This is a genomic window from Roseivirga sp. (assembly GCF_965216855.1).
Taxonomy (GTDB): Bacteria; Bacteroidota; Bacteroidia; order Cytophagales; family Cyclobacteriaceae; genus Roseivirga.
Map to the genome: position 1 here is coordinate 14,663 of NZ_OZ244204.1, position 16,952 is coordinate 31,614.

A 16,952-nucleotide genomic window follows, 5' to 3' on the forward strand; every position below is an offset into this window, starting at 1 on the left:
TTCTAGTTAACGATAATGATTTTTTCCTGGCGTCCGTCAATGTACCAAACTCCGGTTTTATCGAAGAAGGCTTCCTCTTCCAACATAATCCTTACTTCTTTCCCCCATTCAGAAATCATGGTGGCGGCATTCAATTCAATGGAATAAGCGGTATTCAGATGTAATGGGTAGTCACCTGTAACGGGCACACCTCCCTGAGAGTCCCACATGCCCAGCGTAGTTCCGGCTGCATGACCGTGATATCCTATGGGATGCGTATAAATGGAAGGCTTAATCCCTTCGGCAATGGCTTGTTCCCTACTCATTTTCAATACTTCATTACCTGTTCTGCCTTCTTTGAAGTTGCCTGTAAAAATATCCTGAAGTCGGTTTCCATTATCAAAAGCTTCTTTTAGATAAGCAGGAATGTCAGTCTCTCCCGGTCGAAGTACATAAGCATGTTGCTGTTGATCGGTATTCAGTCTGAGATAAGTAATACCAAAGTCACAGTGCAGCAGGTCACCCGGCATGATTACACCCGGTTCCGGACGTTTGGAGAAGGTTCGTAAATGATCGAATCTTTCCGGATCGGCTCTTTGAATGTCGATGGTTGGGTGAAACCAGGTTTGCAGTTTCAGTTCACGCACCTTTTCCCGCATCCACCAAACCACATCTTCTGTGGTGGTAACTCCGGGAGTTATTACTTTCGATGAAAAGGCTTCTTTGATAATCTCATGGGAGATTTTGACAATATGAGGGTAAATGGCCATTTCAGCAGCGGTTCTGGTTTCCAGCCAACCGATAGCCACCTTTTCGGCAGAGGTAATTCTGTTGGCATAAGTGTTACCTATCGCATTCTTAAGTTCCTCATAGTCAGTAGAAACAATGCCGTCAGCTAAACCAAAATAGGCCGACTTATTCACTCCTATTTTCTTCGGATCTCTTTCCTTAATGATTTCGGCTAACCTGGCCCATTGATCGGGTTGAAGCTCTTTATTCCAGGCACTTTTAAATACGGAACCAACATCGTATCGCGAGACGGCCAGGGTTTCCAGTTCCTTTCCTTCTCCCGGATCGAAGAATACCAGTATGGTTCGTCTTCTGGCCGCCAGCCATTCTGCCGGTAAAAGAGTCTTGATTACCGGGTCTTCATTATACTCTCTCGAAATGACCAACCACATGTCCACACCTTCTCTTCTCATGATTTCCGGGAGGTAGTTCTTCACCTTATCTTCAAGCAGTCGGTTGATGGTAGCGGCACGTTCCTTCATAGAGAGAATCTGGCCATATTCGTTTTGGGCAAAGCCAAATTGAATGGAGAGAATCAAGAGAAATAGTAGGATTAGTCTTTTCATAGTTAGTCCGTTTGATTGCCTAAATTACAACCTGTGGTGAAACGAATATAAGGTAAGTATAAAATTCGTCTCTTTACCAGAAATTATGTAAGCACTTTAACAAACGTTTGTGCCCTCATTATACTCCTGAGAGCCCTTTTTCACATACCTTTGTGACTGTTTAAATAGCTTATCTGACGCTCATAACATTTATGCGTTCCCTTCAGAGAATTGAGCGTTAACTAGCATGCAAATTAAGATCATAGTTCTTTAATGAAATACCTATTCTCCCTAACACTATTAGTTATTACTTTTTCAGTAAGTCTGGCACAGGCACCTGGTCTGGAAGATAATTCAGAAGCACAACCCAGAGTATTGCATCCAGGAACTATATCCAATGATCTGCCGCAGTGGAATAATTACTTCAATAGAAAATTAAGCATCGGAATTTTTACCATTCTGGTAGATGGCAAATCCAGAATAATTTACTACCCCTACGTCAATGAACAATTCCTTGAAGGAGAGCTTTTTCCTTTTGATGATCAGTTCAATTATTCCGACCCCTGGATGAATATGGATGGTGACTATATGCTCATGCAGGCTAATATTGGTATGAATGGTAAGCCGAGTGAGCAATATCACATCTGTGAATCGAAAAATATTGATGGTGAGTGGACACAACCTCAGCCGATCAAGTCAATTTATGGGCAGAAAGGCAATGTGGGCTCTCCCAGTTTAGCCAATAATGGTAACCTCTATTTCAATGCCCTGAACAATGGCAATGGCTACGATATCTTTGTGCTTGAGAAAGGCAAGAATAAAGCGGTGCCATTACCCAATCAGATTAACTCCCGTTATCTGGAAGGTGATTTTTATATAGATGCTGATGAGAAGTTCATTGTTTTCTCTTCGGTAGATCGAAATGACTCTCAGGGAAACAGCGATTTGTATATCGCTTTTAACGAAGATGGCGAATGGACCAATGCCGTAGCACTTTGTGAGGGGATCAATACCCCTGCTGAGGAATTCAGTCCTTATATCTCTCTGGACAGGCGCTCACTGGTATTTACCAGCAACAGAAATCAGGGCCGAGGATTCATTCCTACCTACAATCATTACATCATTGAGATTGATCTGGATACCATCAGAAGAACATTCTCTGACGAGTGATCAGGTCAACTATCGCTGAATACGTTTGAACAATTGAGGGCATTCTCTATCTTCGGAAGTGTCCAAACTCAAAGACCCTTTTTTACTTCGGCTAACCGGAGGTCGAATTCATCCGTTGCTGGCAGGTATACTGGCTTCTGCGGTTGTCTTTGCTATTCAGTCAGTCATCTTTCTGATTGAAGACATCCCCTTTTCATGGCATAATTCCACACTCACCTCCTACTTCACTTTGACAGTAGGCTATCTGGTATTCATTACCAGAATCATTCAGTCCAGCCATGACAAAGGCTTTCATAAACTATGGGGACAAACCACCCTTTCTGATAGTGAAAAAGGTGAGTTTGAGCGCTACTTCCTCCAAAGAGGTATGTCTCCTTATGAGACAGTACTATCTTTAGGTATAGGACTTACCCATGCCTATTTCGCTGTATTCAGGGTTTTGCTTACTGAAGATATTCAGTTTCCCATCTTTATCTTTTACAGAGGATTACAGATTGCTCTGCTCTGGTGGCTGATCTGGCAGGTAGCCAGTACCGCCATTAAGAACATGACCCGACTGAATGAGCTGTCGCGCAAGGTAGATATTGACCTGCTGAATATGGACAAACTGATGCCACTGACCAGTTCCGGTATTGTGAGTGTACTGGCCTTTATAGGCACCTATTCCCTCCTATTCATTGAAGGTGTCGATATCTCTGACCTGACCAACCCGGCTATCATAGTATTGATCCCATCCATACTATGGATGATCATCACGCCACTGAAAGGTGTGAGGAAACGGGTAGTTCAAGCTAAAGAAGAAGAAATCCGATTAGTAGACATGGCCATTGAAGGTGATCGTGAAGCCTTGAAAAGCTCGAGAATCGGAAAGAATACGGATAACATCAATGTGGTGGATCTGATCAGTTATAAGAAGATGATTCAAACCACTTTCGAGATACCCATTAACATTCCAACGGCCTCCCGCTTCGTCTTCTATCTCATCATTCCATTTCTTACCTGGGTAGCGGCCTCGGTAGTCGACAAGGCTATAGATTACCTCATTGGCTGATCGCAAACGTTTGAATAGTCTCTTAGGGCTTCTGAGGCCTTCCTGCCTTTCTCAAATCTCAATATTTGCGTAGTTTACACATCACAATTGAATCTCATGAGAAAGCCCAATTACCTATTCGTTCTTATCGGTTTGTTTTTAAGCATGGCCATTCAGGCGCAACAAAGTAAGCTCAAGGTTGAACCCCCTTTCTGGTTCGCCAAAATGCCTACCGAAAAACTTCAGTTAATGATTTATGGCGAAGGCATTGGAAGCTTTCAGGCCAATGTGCAGCATGCCGGTATTACTGTGGTGAATCAGGTGTCAGGAGACTCTCCTAACTACAAGTTTCTTAACCTGGAAATCAGTCCTGATGTGTTGCCTGGTAACTTCGAAGTGACACTAACAAGGGGTGATCAGGTAAGAAATTTTTCCTATGAGCTGAAAAGCAGAGTGAAAGAAGCCAACCGTCAACAGGGCTTTAGCAGTGAAGATGTGATCTATCTGTTAATGCCCGACAGGTTTGCCAATGGTAATCCTAATAATGATACTGTTGAAGGCATGCTGGAACCGGCCCGAAGAGATGACCCCAGTGGCAGACATGGTGGCGATATCAAAGGTGTTCAGGATCATCTGGACTACATCAAAAACCTCGGTATGACGGCCGTATGGCTCACTCCTGTTTTTGAAAATGACCAGACGCCAGAATACAAAGGTTATCACGGTTATGCCGCCACAGATATGTATAAAGTCGACAGGCGCTTTGGTTCAAATGATGAATTTGTGGCTTTCGTTAAAGCCAGTCATGATAAAGGACTGAAGGTGATTATGGACATGATCCATAACCATATTGGCGATCAGCATTGGTGGATGAAAGACCTTCCCTTTAAAAACTGGGTGCATGACCAGTCGGTGTATGGAAATACGTCTTATCGTGGTACAGTGGCCTCAGATCCTTACGCCTCCAAACATGATAAGGATAAGCTGGTGAAAGGTTGGTTTGTGAATGAAATGCCCGACCTGGACCAAAGAAATCCACAATTGGCTGATTACCTGATTCAAAATACTTTGTGGTGGATAGAGTATACCGGAATTGATGGTATTAGAATGGACACTTACCTCTACCCTTATCAGGACTATATGGCACGCTGGGCCAAGGAAGTCATGCAAGCCTATCCTACTTTCAATATTGTGGGTGAATCATGGGTAGAGACCGTTGCCCATGAGTCTTACTGGCAAAAGGACAAGCCGGGTGAAAATGATGGTTATGAGTCTCATCTTCCATCGGTCACAGATTTCCAGATTCACTTTGCTGTTAGAGATGCCTTTAATCAGGATTTTGGATGGGAAAGCGGCCTCATGAAAATTTACTATGCCCTTTCTCAGGACAGGCTCTACTCTGACCCGATGAAAAATGTGATCTTCCTCGATAATCATGATATCAGCCGAATCTACAGCACATTGGGTGAGAAACCGGAGAACCTCAAAATGGCCTATGCTTTTCTATTAACTACCAGAGGTATTCCACAGGTCTATTATGGTACAGAGCTGGCCTTTAAAGCCGGTCCGGGTAACTGGGGCGATGGAGCCAAAAGAGCTGAAATGCCCGGTGGCTGGCCTGGCGATAGCCGTTCGGTCTTTACCAAAGAAGGCAGAACCACTGAAGAAAATTCCATGCATGAATACGTGACCAAACTCACCAACTGGAGAAAAACCAGCGATGCCGTAAAACACGGCAAGCTGCTGCACTTCCTGCCCGACAATAATGTCTATGTCTACTTCAGGTACACTGCCAGGGAAAAAGTAATGGTCATCATGAATATGAATAATACTGAAGTAACAATTTCCAGACAAAAGCACATTGAAATGCTCAGAGGTTATACCTTTGGTATGGATGTGATGACTGGTAAGAATTACAATGTCACTAAAGACTTCACTGTTCCTGCCAGAACCACCACGATCATTAACCTCAAATAGAACGTAGTTTGGATATTTCGGAGGCAAAAGATAGCTGCAACGAAATTGTATATAATTCACTGTTCCGGAGCATTGCACCATTGCTTCGGAATTTTCTTTATGCCCGTTACAGAGATATTGAAAGGTCTAATGATATGGTTCAGGAGGCTTTTCTTACCCTATGGAAGAACTGCGCTAAGGTACTGCCCGATATGGCTAAAGCCTATGTTTTTAAGGTGGCTCAAAACCAGATGCTGAAAAGCATCGACAGGGACAAAACCAAAGAAAAGCATATCCAATTCATTCATAAGTCCAGCCATCAGGAGACTCCAGAATTCCAAATGGAGTTCAACGAATTCGACAGAAAGGTACAGAACGCGATTGAAGCTTTGCCTGACGGTCAGCGTGAGGTGTTCCTGATGAACAGGATTGAAAAAATGACCTACAATGAAATAGCGCAGGTTTTAGAGGTCAGTGTGAAGGCTGTGGAAAAACGGATGCACAAGGCTTTATTAAAGATGAGGGCGTCAGTCAATGAAAATATTTAGAGTACCCGGTAGGGTGAATCAAAAACAAACGGATGTAAGTGTAGATATATTGCTCGATGAGTTCCAATTCAGAAAATAGCGAAGACTTTTTGGCCAGATGGCTGAGCGGAGAGATTAGTCCCGAAGAGAAGGAAGCTTTTGAGTCCAGTGCTGAAGCCAGGGATTTAAAGGAGATTCTCCAGTCGGTAGATAAGGTCGCTATGCCCGCCTATGATGTGGAAGCGGAATTAACCAGGCTCAAAGCGAGCATTGAGCAAGAAAAAACGGCAACCAAAGTACGTAGTATCAGCCCAATCTGGCGCATGGCCGTGGCAGCGGTCCTAATTATCGGGGTCTCATTTGTCTACTTCCTCACCAGACCCAACTGGGAGGTTTATGCAACAGGTTTTGGTGAAACACAGGTCATTACCCTACCCGATCGGTCAGTAGTTACCCTGAATGTCAACTCTGTACTGAAGTATAAACCTGACTCTTACGCTGAGAACAGAGAGCTAGCCCTGACAGGAGAAGCCTTTTTTGAAGTGACCAAGGGAGTGAATTTTCAGGTGAATACCGATGAAGGTGAAGTAATTGTCAAAGGTACCAGTTTCAATGTGAGACAGCGTGGTGAAAGACTTGATGTACAGGTTTATACTGGTGTGGTCAATGTGATTGAAAATGAGGTAGATAAGACATTAAGAAAAGGCGATGCTATCCGTATCGAGAAAGGCCGGTTGGTGAATGAAAGTGTCAATGACGTGGGTGAAAAACCGCTATGGTTAACCGATAATATTGTTGAACTGGAAGATGTCGCTCTGGCCGATGCACTTGAATCGTTAAGAAATTCCTTTGGAATAAGCATAGAATCTGACATATCCTTAACTTCAGAGCGTTTTACAGGTTCTTACCCGGGAGATAATGTTGAGGTGGCCATCCAGATTGTTTTGTCGACACATGCTATTGAATACGATTACGATTCAGCCAGCAAAAAGCTTGTCATTAAGGGTGTGGCCGGGAATTAGACTTCTTCTTGTCATTAGCCTGATTACCCATTCCCTGCAGGCTCAGGAAATTCTGGCGGTCAACAACTCCCCTAACACACTCAAATCAGCCCTGTCATTATTGGAGAAAGAATATGCTGTGAAGTTCTCCTATAATCCCGATGAGATTCGGGGTGTCAAAACTCCGGCTTATGATAAGCGTGCTGACCTGAATCAGGTACTCAGGACCATTCTTCAGGCCACTACCCTCGAATTTCAGAAGGTAGATGATCGTTTCTATGTCATCAAAAAGGCCTCATCTAAATACATCAGGTTAAAAGTACAGGATGTAGAAACTCAAACCACCCTCCCATTCGCTACCATTCGTCAGCAAGGCACTAAGCTGGGAATAGTGACGAATGAGGCCGGAGAAGCCAATATAGTGTTGTCGGAGCCTAAGTCAGCCGTTCTGGAAATCATCTATCTGGGCTTTGAGACCTTCCAGATTGACCTGGATTCTTTATCAGAGCAGTCCAGTCTGGTCATTGACCTGAAGCCGGAGCCTCTGGATTTGAATGATTATGAGGTGAAGGAATACCTCAATCCAGGGATCGCCTCAGACCCAAAAGCCAACAGCTTTAAGATCCTTCCTCAGGAAATGGAGATATTACCCGGAATGTCTGAGCGGGATGTATTGCTCTCTGCGCAGATCATATCAGGTGTAAATTCCAATGACGAATCAGCCTCAGGTATTAATGTGAGGGGTAGTTCACGCGATAATACGCTGCTGTACTGGAACAATGTACCCATCTATCATACCGCTCACTATTTTGGAAATATTTCCAGCTTCATCCCCTCTTCCATTGGTACGCTCGATGTTTACAAAAACTACATTCCCGTGAAGTATGGTGGCGCTTCTGCCGGTTTAATCAGGCTTGAGTCCAGAAACCAGGTAGACAGGTCTTTCAGAGCAGAGGCCAGCCTCAATATGACACATGCCGATGGATTCGTGAAGGCACCTTTTCTGGGAAATAAAGGCTCCATTATGGTGGCTGCCAGAAGATCTTATAATGATGCCATTCCTACCTGGACGTTCAATTCTTATGGTAAGAAGCTATTCAGCCGTGAAATCAGAGACCGCCAGGGACTGATCTATGAAAGTGAATACACCAATAACCTGAACTTCTCAGATATCAATATGCAATGGAACTATGAGCCTTCAGACAGGTCTTCTGTCAAGCTCAGTTTTATCCAGGCTAAAAGCCATTTTGAATATGATGAAGATGATCCCGAAGACCGACAAAATATTGAGCAGGAACATGAAATTGATAGTTATGGCGCTGATGCTTCCTGGGCCTATCGCCTGAATGATCAGCAGTCACTGACCGCCAGTATTGCCTTTTCCAGCTACGATATGGCCTATACCTACGCCAATATCAGGAACCCGGACATTGACTCTGATGACGATGTGCAAAGCCGCAGCAATGGCATTAGAAACCTGGAAGGCCGAATAGCGCATACACGGGTACTCAAGGGAGGGCATAAACTGATTCTCGGTTATCAATTCAATCATTTTGATATCGATAACCTGATCAATACGGAGAACTTTTTGGAGGTTGATGTGGCGGAACTGATCGACACCAAAGCAAACATTCATGCCTACTATTCCGATCTGAATATTCAGGCGACTTCTAACCTGGAGTTGGTACTCAGTGGAAGACTCACTCATATTGAATCATTAGAGAAAACAGTCTTCAGTCCACAGTTAAAAGCCAACTACAGCCTGAGTAAAGACCTGCTCTTTAAGTCAACCTATGGCATTTATCACCAGTATCTCAGCACTATTAAAGAAACACAGTTCACCATTTCTAATGCAGTAGAACAGCACTGGCTGTTGGCGGATAATGAGGAGCTGGTGCCTTTAGTCGTGAACAGGCAGGCGAGTGTTGGGCTGATTTATAACTCTCCTCAATGGCTGCTGGATATCGATCTCTATCACAAGGATATCGATGGATTATTGGCCAGAAATCTGGGTTTCGGTTTTACCAATGAAGATGGGTTTAATCAGGGGTCAGAAAGAATCATCGGTTTTGATCTTACACTGCGTAAGCGCTGGAAATACTTCAAAACCTGGTTTAGCTATAATTTTCAGGATTCGAAGGTTCATTTCCCCGACTTGTTCCTGCAGAGCTTTGCTTCCAGTCTCAACATCAGAAATCAGCTGAATCTTTCTACCAGCTACACAAAGGGCAATTGGGAGTTTTCATTGGGCTATACCTTCAAAACAGGTGTTCCTTACACCAGCATTAACAATGTGAGACTAGACAGACGAAACAATCCGCCCCCACCTCCAGATGATGATGACGATGATATAGATGAAGATGATTTTCAGCTGAGATTCAGCAGGCCCAATGGCCTCCGGCTTGATAGCTATCATCGGGTAGACGCTTCTATCTGGCACAGGTTTACAGCCAGAAACTGGCGTGGAGAAGTGGGATTGAGCTTTATTAACCTGTTCAACCGAAGAAATATCTATAATATTGGCTATCTGGTAGACTTTAACCGGGAGGGTGAAATCTCAATCATTGAAAGAAGGAAATACTTCCTGGAATTTACACCGAACATCAGCGTGAGGTTTTCGTTCTGATGTAGCGAATTATCTATATGAAATTAATAGCAGGCACAGATAAAGGATTACTGATCTACACCAAAGGTCATGAAGGCTGGGCATTAAAGGATGTGGTATTTATCGGAATGCCGATAGGTGCTTTTCATCAGGACAGTTCAGGCAACTGGTGGGTGGCCATCAACCATAAACACTGGGGACCTAAGCTCTATTGTAGCCCAAATCAGGGCGAAAACTTTGAGGAAATTGAGGTGCCCAGGTTTGGAAAAGAAAGCCCTTACAGCCTGAAGTCTATCTGGACAATTGCTTCATTTCAAGACAGCCTCTTTGTCGGCACAGAACCCGCGGCCCTGTTTGTAAGACGTGAAGGCGGTTTTGAGGAGATGGAAGGCCTGTCTAAACACCCAAGCCGATCGGCCTGGCAAGGTGGTGGCAAGGGCAGTAATAGCCCATTCCTGCATAGCGTGGTCTTCAATCCTGAGGACGAGCATGAACTGATGGTCGGTATAAGCTGTGCGGGAGTTTTCCGGTCGATGGATGCGGGAGAGAATTGGGCCCCGGCCAATCAGGGACTAAAGGCCTTCTTTCTACCCAATTCTGAGACAGAGGTTGGACATGACCCCCACTCCATTATTCGTCACCCCTTGAATTCAAATGTGCTTTGGCAGCAGAATCACTGTGGTATCTATCGTTCGGTAGATGGCGGAGCGCATTGGCAGGATGTATCTGACCCTGATCAGATTGCTTTCTATGGCTTCGATCTGGTGATAGACGAGACTGATATTGATACGGCCTGGGTGATTCCCGCTCAGTCCGATGATTTGCGTTATCCCCATCACAACAAGCTGGAAGTATATCAGACTACCAATGGTGGTCAGTCATGGTATTCCAGGTCCAATGGTTTACCTAAGGATATTTCCTTCGATCTGGTGCTGCGTTCTGCCTTCGACAAGCGAGGGAATGTAATGGCTTTCGGGACGAATAATGGTAATCTCTATCTTTCTGATAACCTGGCGGAAAATTGGATAGCATTAAGTCAAAACCTCAGTGCAGTGAGAACAGTGAATCTACTGGAAGATTAGTATTTCGGGGGCTTACGCATAGACTTCTTCTCAGAGAGTTTCTTCTTACTGTCCAGTCTCTTTTTAATGGCAGCCTTGGACGGCTTAGATTTCTTACGTGGTTTGGGTTGGGTGAAGGCCTTGATCAATTCATCCCTGAATAGTTTAATGGTCAGCTCCTTGTTCTTAAGCTGGCTTCGGTGTTGCTCGGCACTGATGAGGATTTCACCTTCATTGGTGAGTTTGTTGGACCATTTATCGAGAAGACGGGCTTTCTCTTCTTCGGAAAGTAATTCTGAAGCCGAAACATTGAATCGCAGTGTAACCCTCGTTTCCAGTTTGTTGACATTCTGTCCACCCGGACCTGAACTTCGGGAAGTCTGGAAGCTAAGCTCTGTGCTGAAATCTCTTGATGCTATTTCTTCGGGATTGAACATGTACCCAAAAATAGATTTTCTGCCAGAGAATCAATAAACGTCCGGAGCTTAAAAGAGGCTGGTCTGAAAACCTGTCCTCACCTGCAGGGGCTTAACTACCCTACTCCTGTCTTTCAGGCTAAGGCGACTTGCCTTCACCGGACGATTGATATCTTTCTGCGCACCCTGGTATTGCCTCACCAGTTCACTTTCCAGATCGAGCAGTCGGGCAAATTCAAAGATGGCTTCTGATCTTTCTGAAACGGAGGCAATCTTCAGCCTGATTTCTTCTATCACGGCCATTAATGGATCTACACCTTTCTCTGCCATTGCAGTTTCAGTACCGGAAACGATACGTGGTATGCCTAAAGCCATCAGGTTAACCTCATGCAACAGCTGAGAAAGATCAGAATCCTGATACTGTCTTTCCAGATCAGCAGCTTTGGAAGCCAGTTTCAGGCTTTGCTCCAGGACTTTCAGATTAACTTTTGATTTCATAGTTCTACTGTTTGTTAATTGTTTGTGTGTGTTTTGGCCATCCGAGGATTCCGGAACCGGTTGTCGATGTAGCACCGTCTGTGCCTAACTTATTCACCTAAACACCATCGACACCGTCATATCTTAATACATGCCCATCAGCTCATTTTCTGATCTGGCAAAAGGAATGGCAGTCAATTGCTCCCAACTGGTATAAGGAGCCTTTCTCTTGAGTATATGTAGTCTGCTCAGTCTAAAATTATTAGTGTAAGCCCTGGCCTTATTATCTCCCACCGCATTGAGGAACTGTAAAGGCGTCAGTTGATGTCCAATCTTCATCATAGGTCTGAAGGTCTTATTCAGAAATGCCAGCGATACCAACTCTCTGAACAGGCTGAGTCTCAGCTGGTGGTAGACATCACATAAGGACTCCTTATTCAGTATGTCTATATAGACTGCTCTTTGTAAAGAGTCAAACTCAAAACCACTCAGAAAGACTTCAAAAGACTTTACTGAAGCCAATACCTGCTCTACACAGTGAATCACCTTCTGCTCCCTGTCATCCGTCTGAAAGAATGACATCATGGGAATATGTCCACAGGAGTTCTGACCCGCATAGGGACCATACTTCTGAAAGAACTCTTTCTTAAATGCCTTGATCTCTTCATTGATCTCAGCGTATGGAAGAGCAATGATGAGGTACTCATTCAGCTCTTTCGATTGGAATAACTTTGGAGGTCTGTCGATTAGCATGATTCAAATATACTAAAATAATTAGCTATTGAAACTACATATTTTAGTAATTATTTCAACACAGATAAAAAGGCCCTCCTATTGCTTCTCTGGACCTATTTATTCAATTTAGAACCTCCAAATCTAATACTTCACCCATGAGCAAAACAGTCGATCAGTACTTGGAGAAGCAGGAACAGTGGCGAAACGAATTAGTCTACCTAAGAAATTTAGCAGGCAGCCATGACTTTAAGGAGACCGTTAAATGGGGCTTTCCTGTTTATACCTCCGCAGGTAAAAACCTGATCGGTCTGGGGGCTTTCAAAGGCTATGTCGGCTTGTGGTTCTTTCAGGGAGCTTTACTTCAGGACAAGGCAGGTTTATTGATGAATGCTCAGGAAGGTAAAACTCAGGCCATGAGACAATGGCGCTTTGGCAGTATGGATGAAATCAAAGCCAATGAAGAGCTGATCCACACTTATCTCGAAGAAGCGATCGCCTTACAGAAAGCGGGTAAAGAAATTAAAGCCAAGACCGGTAAACCTTTGGTCATTCCTTCTGCATTACGGGAAGCCTTTCGGGCAGATTCAGATTTAAAGTCAGCCTTCGATGCGCTCAACCTGACCAGGCAGCGTGACTTTGCAGAGCACATTGAAACGGCCAAACGTGAAGAAACCAAACAGAACCGTCTGGAGAAGATTATCCCAATGATTAAAGCGGGCATTGGTTTGAACGATAAATACAAATGATCTACTGTATGGCAGATCGGGCCACTTTGTATTGAATAAGGGCCTTACTATAAGAGTCACTTCTCAATGTGAGCACATTCTGAATTTTATAGAAGTATTTATAAGGCTGAAAAATGGCTGCATCGAAACGGGTGTTCTCAATTCCCAATAATCCTGAAACTTGCTCTCCCAGCAGAAAGGCAACAAATGAGGTGCTTTGTCCTTTAATAGGTGAATCAATAGTGGCTTTCTCAAAGTAGCTCAGCAATGATTTGGTCAGCTTCTTCCCTGCCTCAGAAGACTGAAAGTGTCTTTCCCTGATATTCCGCTCTAATATATAGGCCGACTTATTGGTATCTGGCAAAAGTCTTTCATCAACACCCAGCAAGGCTCCTATGTGGTTCCAGTAGCGGATATAGGTCATAGCCTGCTGATTACTAACCGACTTGCCTAACTTCTTTAGGCCTCTGACTACAATGAGCGAAAAGGCCAGGTTGGTACCGGCCATATCTTCCTGATTCACGGGTTCACCTAATACAGCTGTGTCCCACCCTCCTTTCTTAGCATACCATCGGGCTGCAGCATGCATCAACCTTACCTTTAGCACTGAAGGCAAGGCTTTCCCTTTGGCTTCAAAGGCCTGAGTGTTCATCATATCAAAGACAAACTCTGCCGTTTCCAACAATCGCCTCTCCGGTTCTTCCAGTATTCTTTTAGACCGGACCAGCACTTCGGCACCTTTGGCAGCCGCATAGCAATATGGTAGTGAGAGCAGTCCCAACAGCAACATAATGTCTGAGGCATGTTGGTCGAAAAACCTCTGACCCAACTCTAAATCTTTGGAAGGAATGAGGTCAGCTTTGGTTTGAATATCCTGATAGAGCATGTTTAATGATGCCTTGGCCTCATCAGTAAGCTGACTGCTATTAGAAGTGAGCGTTTCCAGGTGCTGATGAAGCAATGCTTTGTCTTGCGGAAAATAGGTCTCTATTACCTCATCAGCCAGCGGATCGGTTTGGTTTCTGAAGTGATTCAGTTGCTCTGGAGATATATTATGGTAGGTGCTCACTCTTCAGAAACACGGAGTCTTCAGCAAAGTTTCAAAATTGATCAATTTCAATTGCGTGTAGAAATCACTATTTTCCCGAATAACTGCTTAACTAACAACATATGAAAAAGCTATTCAGCTTACTTTTTATTTCATCACTCACCGGAAGCCTGCTGGCTCAAACGGCCCCTCCCAGTACAGATATCCATGTGTATGAACTAAAAGAAAAGAAAGGTAAAGTCACTCTTTCCAAAGGAAGGAATATTACAGACCGAGCAGGTTACGACAACCAGCCCTCATTCTTCAACAACGATTACATTCTTTATACTTCTTCTCAGGAAAGCGGACAGACTGATATTATGATCTATGATCTCTATGAAGACAAGGTGAAAAACCTCACCGGGTCGAGAGACAGTGAATACTCGCCCACTCCTATTCCCGGGTTTAATTCCTTTGCCGTGGTGCGGGTTGAGGCAGACAACAGTCAGAGGCTTTGGATGTACCACATGGATGGTAAAGGAGCTCCTCAGCTGATATTCGACAAGATTCAGCCGGTAGGCTATTTCGCCATCAATGAGAAAGATGTGCTTATGTTTGTTTTAGGTGAACCGGTTACCATGGTGTTGGCCAATATGGAGGAAGTGGATGACGATATTATCACCAGCAACATCGGCAGAACCATTCGTACCATTCCCGGTACTAAAGATTTTACCTTTGAAAGAAGAGAAGATAATGGCAGTTGGTTTATCTACACCCTGAACAAAACCACTAAGGAGTTCACAAAAGTGGTTGAAAAGCCCGAAGGTGCTTCTGACTGGACCATTACCGGAGAAGGTACTTACATTACCAGCGTGGGTTCTAAACTATTGGCTTTCAATCCTAAACACCATTCTGAGTGGCAGGAAATTGAAGATTTAGGGGCTGTAGGTGCCAAAGGAATTACCAGAATGGCCGTTAGCCAGGAAAATGATAAGCTGGCATTAGTCATTAACAACTAGCATCAATTCACTTTTTAGTATCAAAAGTATTTCACAAATTCAGGCTGATTTTTAAAGGATAGCAAGTTCAAAACACGATTTAATCGTATTATTGCTATTCATTCAAATTGAAAAGACCAAACCACATCAATAAGTAGAGCTATGTTCAAAACGTACACTTTTCCCAGTGTTATAGAAGGAAACAACACAGATCTTAGAAATGTATCACCAGACCTGATCAACGGTTTGAAAATATACCATGAGAACGAGGGGTATGTGATCGGTAACCTGGCATTGACTGAAGGCGTTTCTCCGCACAGAAATATCAACAGTGCCCCGGATGAATTAGATTACAGCCTGTTGCTTAAATCCGGATTATTACTCGCTAATCAGAAGCTGGGTAATCCGTTGACAGTGACTACCGGCTTCCCTTTCTCCACTTTTCAATTGTACAAAGAGCAGGCAACCGGTCAGATCAATGCCAATCATATCATTGATTATGAAGCAGCGACTTATGGTGGTGGTAGCAGAAAAAATGTTCAGGTTGAAATTGATGGTGTACAGGTAATTCCCGAAGTCATCGGCTGTGCTATTGCTTTGAGAAAAGGCATGCAAAAGGTGGATGGCAACTTCTTCGTGATGTCACTGGGTTATGGTACACTGGAAGGACTTTTGAGTACTGAAGGTGGTATTGTACAAAGAACATCACTCTCTACTTACGGCCTGCGTTACGCAGTGAACCTGCTTGAAAAAGAACTGGCTAAAACTTATTACCTGGAACTGAAGACCGAACACCAGATTGATGTGGCTTTCCAGAAAGGTGTGATTTTCCTGAACAGAAAGAGAATTGACATTAAGTCGATGAGAGACAAAGTAATTCGTCAGTATTACGAAGATGTTGTTTCTCCGGCTATGAGAAAGGCTTTCAATGACAATGACTTCACTATGTCGCACAGAATGTTCCTGGCCGGGGGTGGCGCATTGTATAACCAGCTGGTAGATTGCTTCAAGGAAGAATTCCAGGATGTGCTGGAACTGGAAGTAGCACAGGAGCCTCAGTCACTGGCCAGCCGTGGTTACTGCATCAACTCAGCCCAGTTGAATGGCGGTATGAAAGGCAATGCCGTAGGTCTTGATATCGGAAATGCAACAACCATCGTATCCATTTACGATGAAAACAATACAGTAAGCGAATCTTCAATTCCCGCTGAATATTAATGAGTAAAAAAACAGAAACAGTCAATAACCCTTCAACCTATATCACGCAAATCCGTCAGGGTTCTGTGATCTCAGGGAATATGAGATCTGAGCAGAGCATTCGGGTAGATGGTTTTGTAACCGGGGACCTGATCTCCGGTGAAAAAATCATCATCGGAGCACATGGCGAAATTGGCGGCAACTTAAGTGGTGCCGATATAACCATTGAAGGATATGTGAATGGTGATGTACTGTCTAATGGTCACCTGCACATTGCGGGGCGGGCCAGAATATTCGGTAAGATTTTCGCCAAGAAGATTTCTGTTGATAATGGAGCTGAGCTGAATGGTAAAGTCACCGTGGGTGAAGCGGTGGAGATTCCTGAACTGAACACCAGCTCCCCTTCCCGATCATCGAGAGATGTGAAGATCAATCAGAACAGAGACCGGTCCGGAGACGATCAGAAAGACAACTATGGTACTGTGGCCTGGTAGCCTCCTTGGTTATTAGTTAATTAGTTATTGGTTAATAGTTAATAGGTTTGAACTGCGGCAGTTTCCCTTTAGGGATTAAGGGTGCACTCCTAGCGGTGAACTCTAACCGCAGAGGTCGCAGAGAACGCAAAGACTAAGCCTTTTAGGGAATGAGGGTTATCAGTTAATAGTTATTCGTCTTAGACGCTGTAGTTTCCCTTTAGGGATTAAGGGTAATGGT

The 16,952-nt window shown here is 44.0% G+C and carries 16 protein-coding genes; 11 read left to right on the top strand and 5 right to left on the bottom strand.

Annotated features, from left to right (window positions below; all coding sequences use genetic code 11):
* Nucleotides 1–2 precede the first annotated feature (2 nt).
* The gene (locus ACOOEY_RS00055; RefSeq protein WP_420386613.1) at nt 3–1,334 is read right to left on the bottom strand and encodes a M24 family metallopeptidase; all 1,332 of its coding nucleotides are present in this window, start codon (nt 1,332–1,334) and stop codon (nt 3–5) included.
* Between the two features lie 252 nt (nt 1,335–1,586).
* On the opposite strand from ACOOEY_RS00055, the gene ACOOEY_RS00060 reads away from it, so the two are divergent.
* The 7 genes from ACOOEY_RS00060 to ACOOEY_RS00090 all read left to right on the top strand — a co-directional run bounded on the left by ACOOEY_RS00060 (nt 1,587) and on the right by ACOOEY_RS00090 (nt 10,684).
* Nucleotides 1,587–2,483, top strand: a complete 897-nt coding sequence (locus tag ACOOEY_RS00060) for a hypothetical protein (protein WP_420386614.1) — start codon at nt 1,587–1,589, stop codon at nt 2,481–2,483.
* A 58-nt stretch (nt 2,484–2,541) separates the two neighbouring features.
* Entirely contained in the window at nt 2,542–3,534 is a 993-nt protein-coding gene (locus ACOOEY_RS00065) for a hypothetical protein (protein WP_420386615.1), read from the top strand.
* A gap of 96 nt (nt 3,535–3,630) precedes the next feature.
* Nucleotides 3,631–5,490 carry a glycoside hydrolase family 13 protein gene (locus ACOOEY_RS00070; RefSeq protein WP_420386616.1) on the top strand — a complete coding sequence of 620 codons (1,860 nt, stop codon included), beginning with the start codon at nt 3,631–3,633 and terminating at the stop codon, nt 5,488–5,490.
* A gap of 8 nt (nt 5,491–5,498) precedes the next feature.
* A complete protein-coding gene (locus ACOOEY_RS00075) occupies nt 5,499–6,017 on the top strand; it encodes an RNA polymerase sigma factor (RefSeq protein ID WP_420386617.1) in 519 nt (172 codons plus the stop codon).
* Between the two features lie 56 nt (nt 6,018–6,073).
* Complete coding sequence (locus ACOOEY_RS00080) at nt 6,074–7,018, top strand: FecR domain-containing protein (RefSeq protein ID WP_420386618.1); 945 nt, start codon at nt 6,074–6,076, stop codon at nt 7,016–7,018.
* A complete protein-coding gene (locus tag ACOOEY_RS00085) occupies nt 6,990–9,623 on the top strand; it encodes a secretin and TonB N-terminal domain-containing protein (protein ID WP_420386619.1) in 2,634 nt (877 codons plus the stop codon). Before ACOOEY_RS00080 ends, ACOOEY_RS00085 begins: the two co-directional genes overlap by 29 nt.
* 17 nt (nt 9,624–9,640) lie before the next feature.
* Nucleotides 9,641–10,684 (top strand): WD40/YVTN/BNR-like repeat-containing protein, encoded by a 1,044-nt coding sequence (locus ACOOEY_RS00090; RefSeq protein ID WP_420386620.1) that lies wholly within the window; start codon nt 9,641–9,643, stop codon nt 10,682–10,684.
* On the opposite strand, the gene arfB is transcribed toward ACOOEY_RS00090, so the two are convergent.
* From arfB to ACOOEY_RS00105, 3 genes are all read right to left on the bottom strand, one after another.
* Nucleotides 10,681–11,100, bottom strand: a complete 420-nt coding sequence (gene arfB, locus ACOOEY_RS00095; protein ID WP_420386621.1) for an alternative ribosome rescue aminoacyl-tRNA hydrolase ArfB — start codon at nt 11,098–11,100, stop codon at nt 10,681–10,683. The genes ACOOEY_RS00090 and arfB overlap by 4 nt on opposite strands.
* A 48-nt stretch (nt 11,101–11,148) precedes the next feature.
* The gene (locus ACOOEY_RS00100) at nt 11,149–11,577 is read right to left on the bottom strand and encodes a hypothetical protein (protein ID WP_420386622.1); all 429 of its coding nucleotides are present in this window, start codon (nt 11,575–11,577) and stop codon (nt 11,149–11,151) included.
* A gap of 123 nt (nt 11,578–11,700) precedes the next feature.
* Nucleotides 11,701–12,309, bottom strand: a complete 609-nt coding sequence (locus ACOOEY_RS00105; RefSeq protein WP_420386623.1) for a 2'-5' RNA ligase family protein — start codon at nt 12,307–12,309, stop codon at nt 11,701–11,703.
* 137 nt (nt 12,310–12,446) lie between these two features.
* Here ACOOEY_RS00105 and ACOOEY_RS00110 point away from each other — a divergent pair, with 137 nt between their 5' ends.
* Nucleotides 12,447–13,037 carry a YdeI/OmpD-associated family protein gene (locus tag ACOOEY_RS00110; RefSeq protein WP_420386624.1) on the top strand — a complete coding sequence of 197 codons (591 nt, stop codon included), beginning with the start codon at nt 12,447–12,449 and terminating at the stop codon, nt 13,035–13,037.
* Nucleotide 13,038: 1 nt separating this feature from the next.
* Here the strand turns inward: ACOOEY_RS00110 and ACOOEY_RS00115 are convergent, their stop codons facing one another.
* Nucleotides 13,039–14,085 (bottom strand): oxygenase MpaB family protein, encoded by a 1,047-nt coding sequence (locus ACOOEY_RS00115; protein ID WP_420386625.1) that lies wholly within the window; start codon nt 14,083–14,085, stop codon nt 13,039–13,041.
* A 101-nt stretch (nt 14,086–14,186) separates the two neighbouring features.
* Here ACOOEY_RS00115 and ACOOEY_RS00120 point away from each other — a divergent pair, with 101 nt between their 5' ends.
* The 3 genes from ACOOEY_RS00120 (at nt 14,187) to ACOOEY_RS00130 (ending at nt 16,732) form a co-directional block, all read left to right on the top strand.
* Complete coding sequence (locus ACOOEY_RS00120) at nt 14,187–15,062, top strand: TolB family protein (RefSeq protein ID WP_420386626.1); 876 nt, start codon at nt 14,187–14,189, stop codon at nt 15,060–15,062.
* 141 nt (nt 15,063–15,203) lie between these two features.
* A complete protein-coding gene (locus ACOOEY_RS00125) occupies nt 15,204–16,259 on the top strand; it encodes a hypothetical protein (RefSeq protein ID WP_420386627.1) in 1,056 nt (351 codons plus the stop codon).
* Nucleotides 16,259–16,732, top strand: a complete 474-nt coding sequence (locus ACOOEY_RS00130; protein ID WP_420386628.1) for a bactofilin family protein — start codon at nt 16,259–16,261, stop codon at nt 16,730–16,732. The genes ACOOEY_RS00125 and ACOOEY_RS00130 overlap by 1 nt, the downstream gene beginning before the upstream one ends.
* The last annotated feature ends 220 nt before the right edge of the window (nt 16,733–16,952 follow it).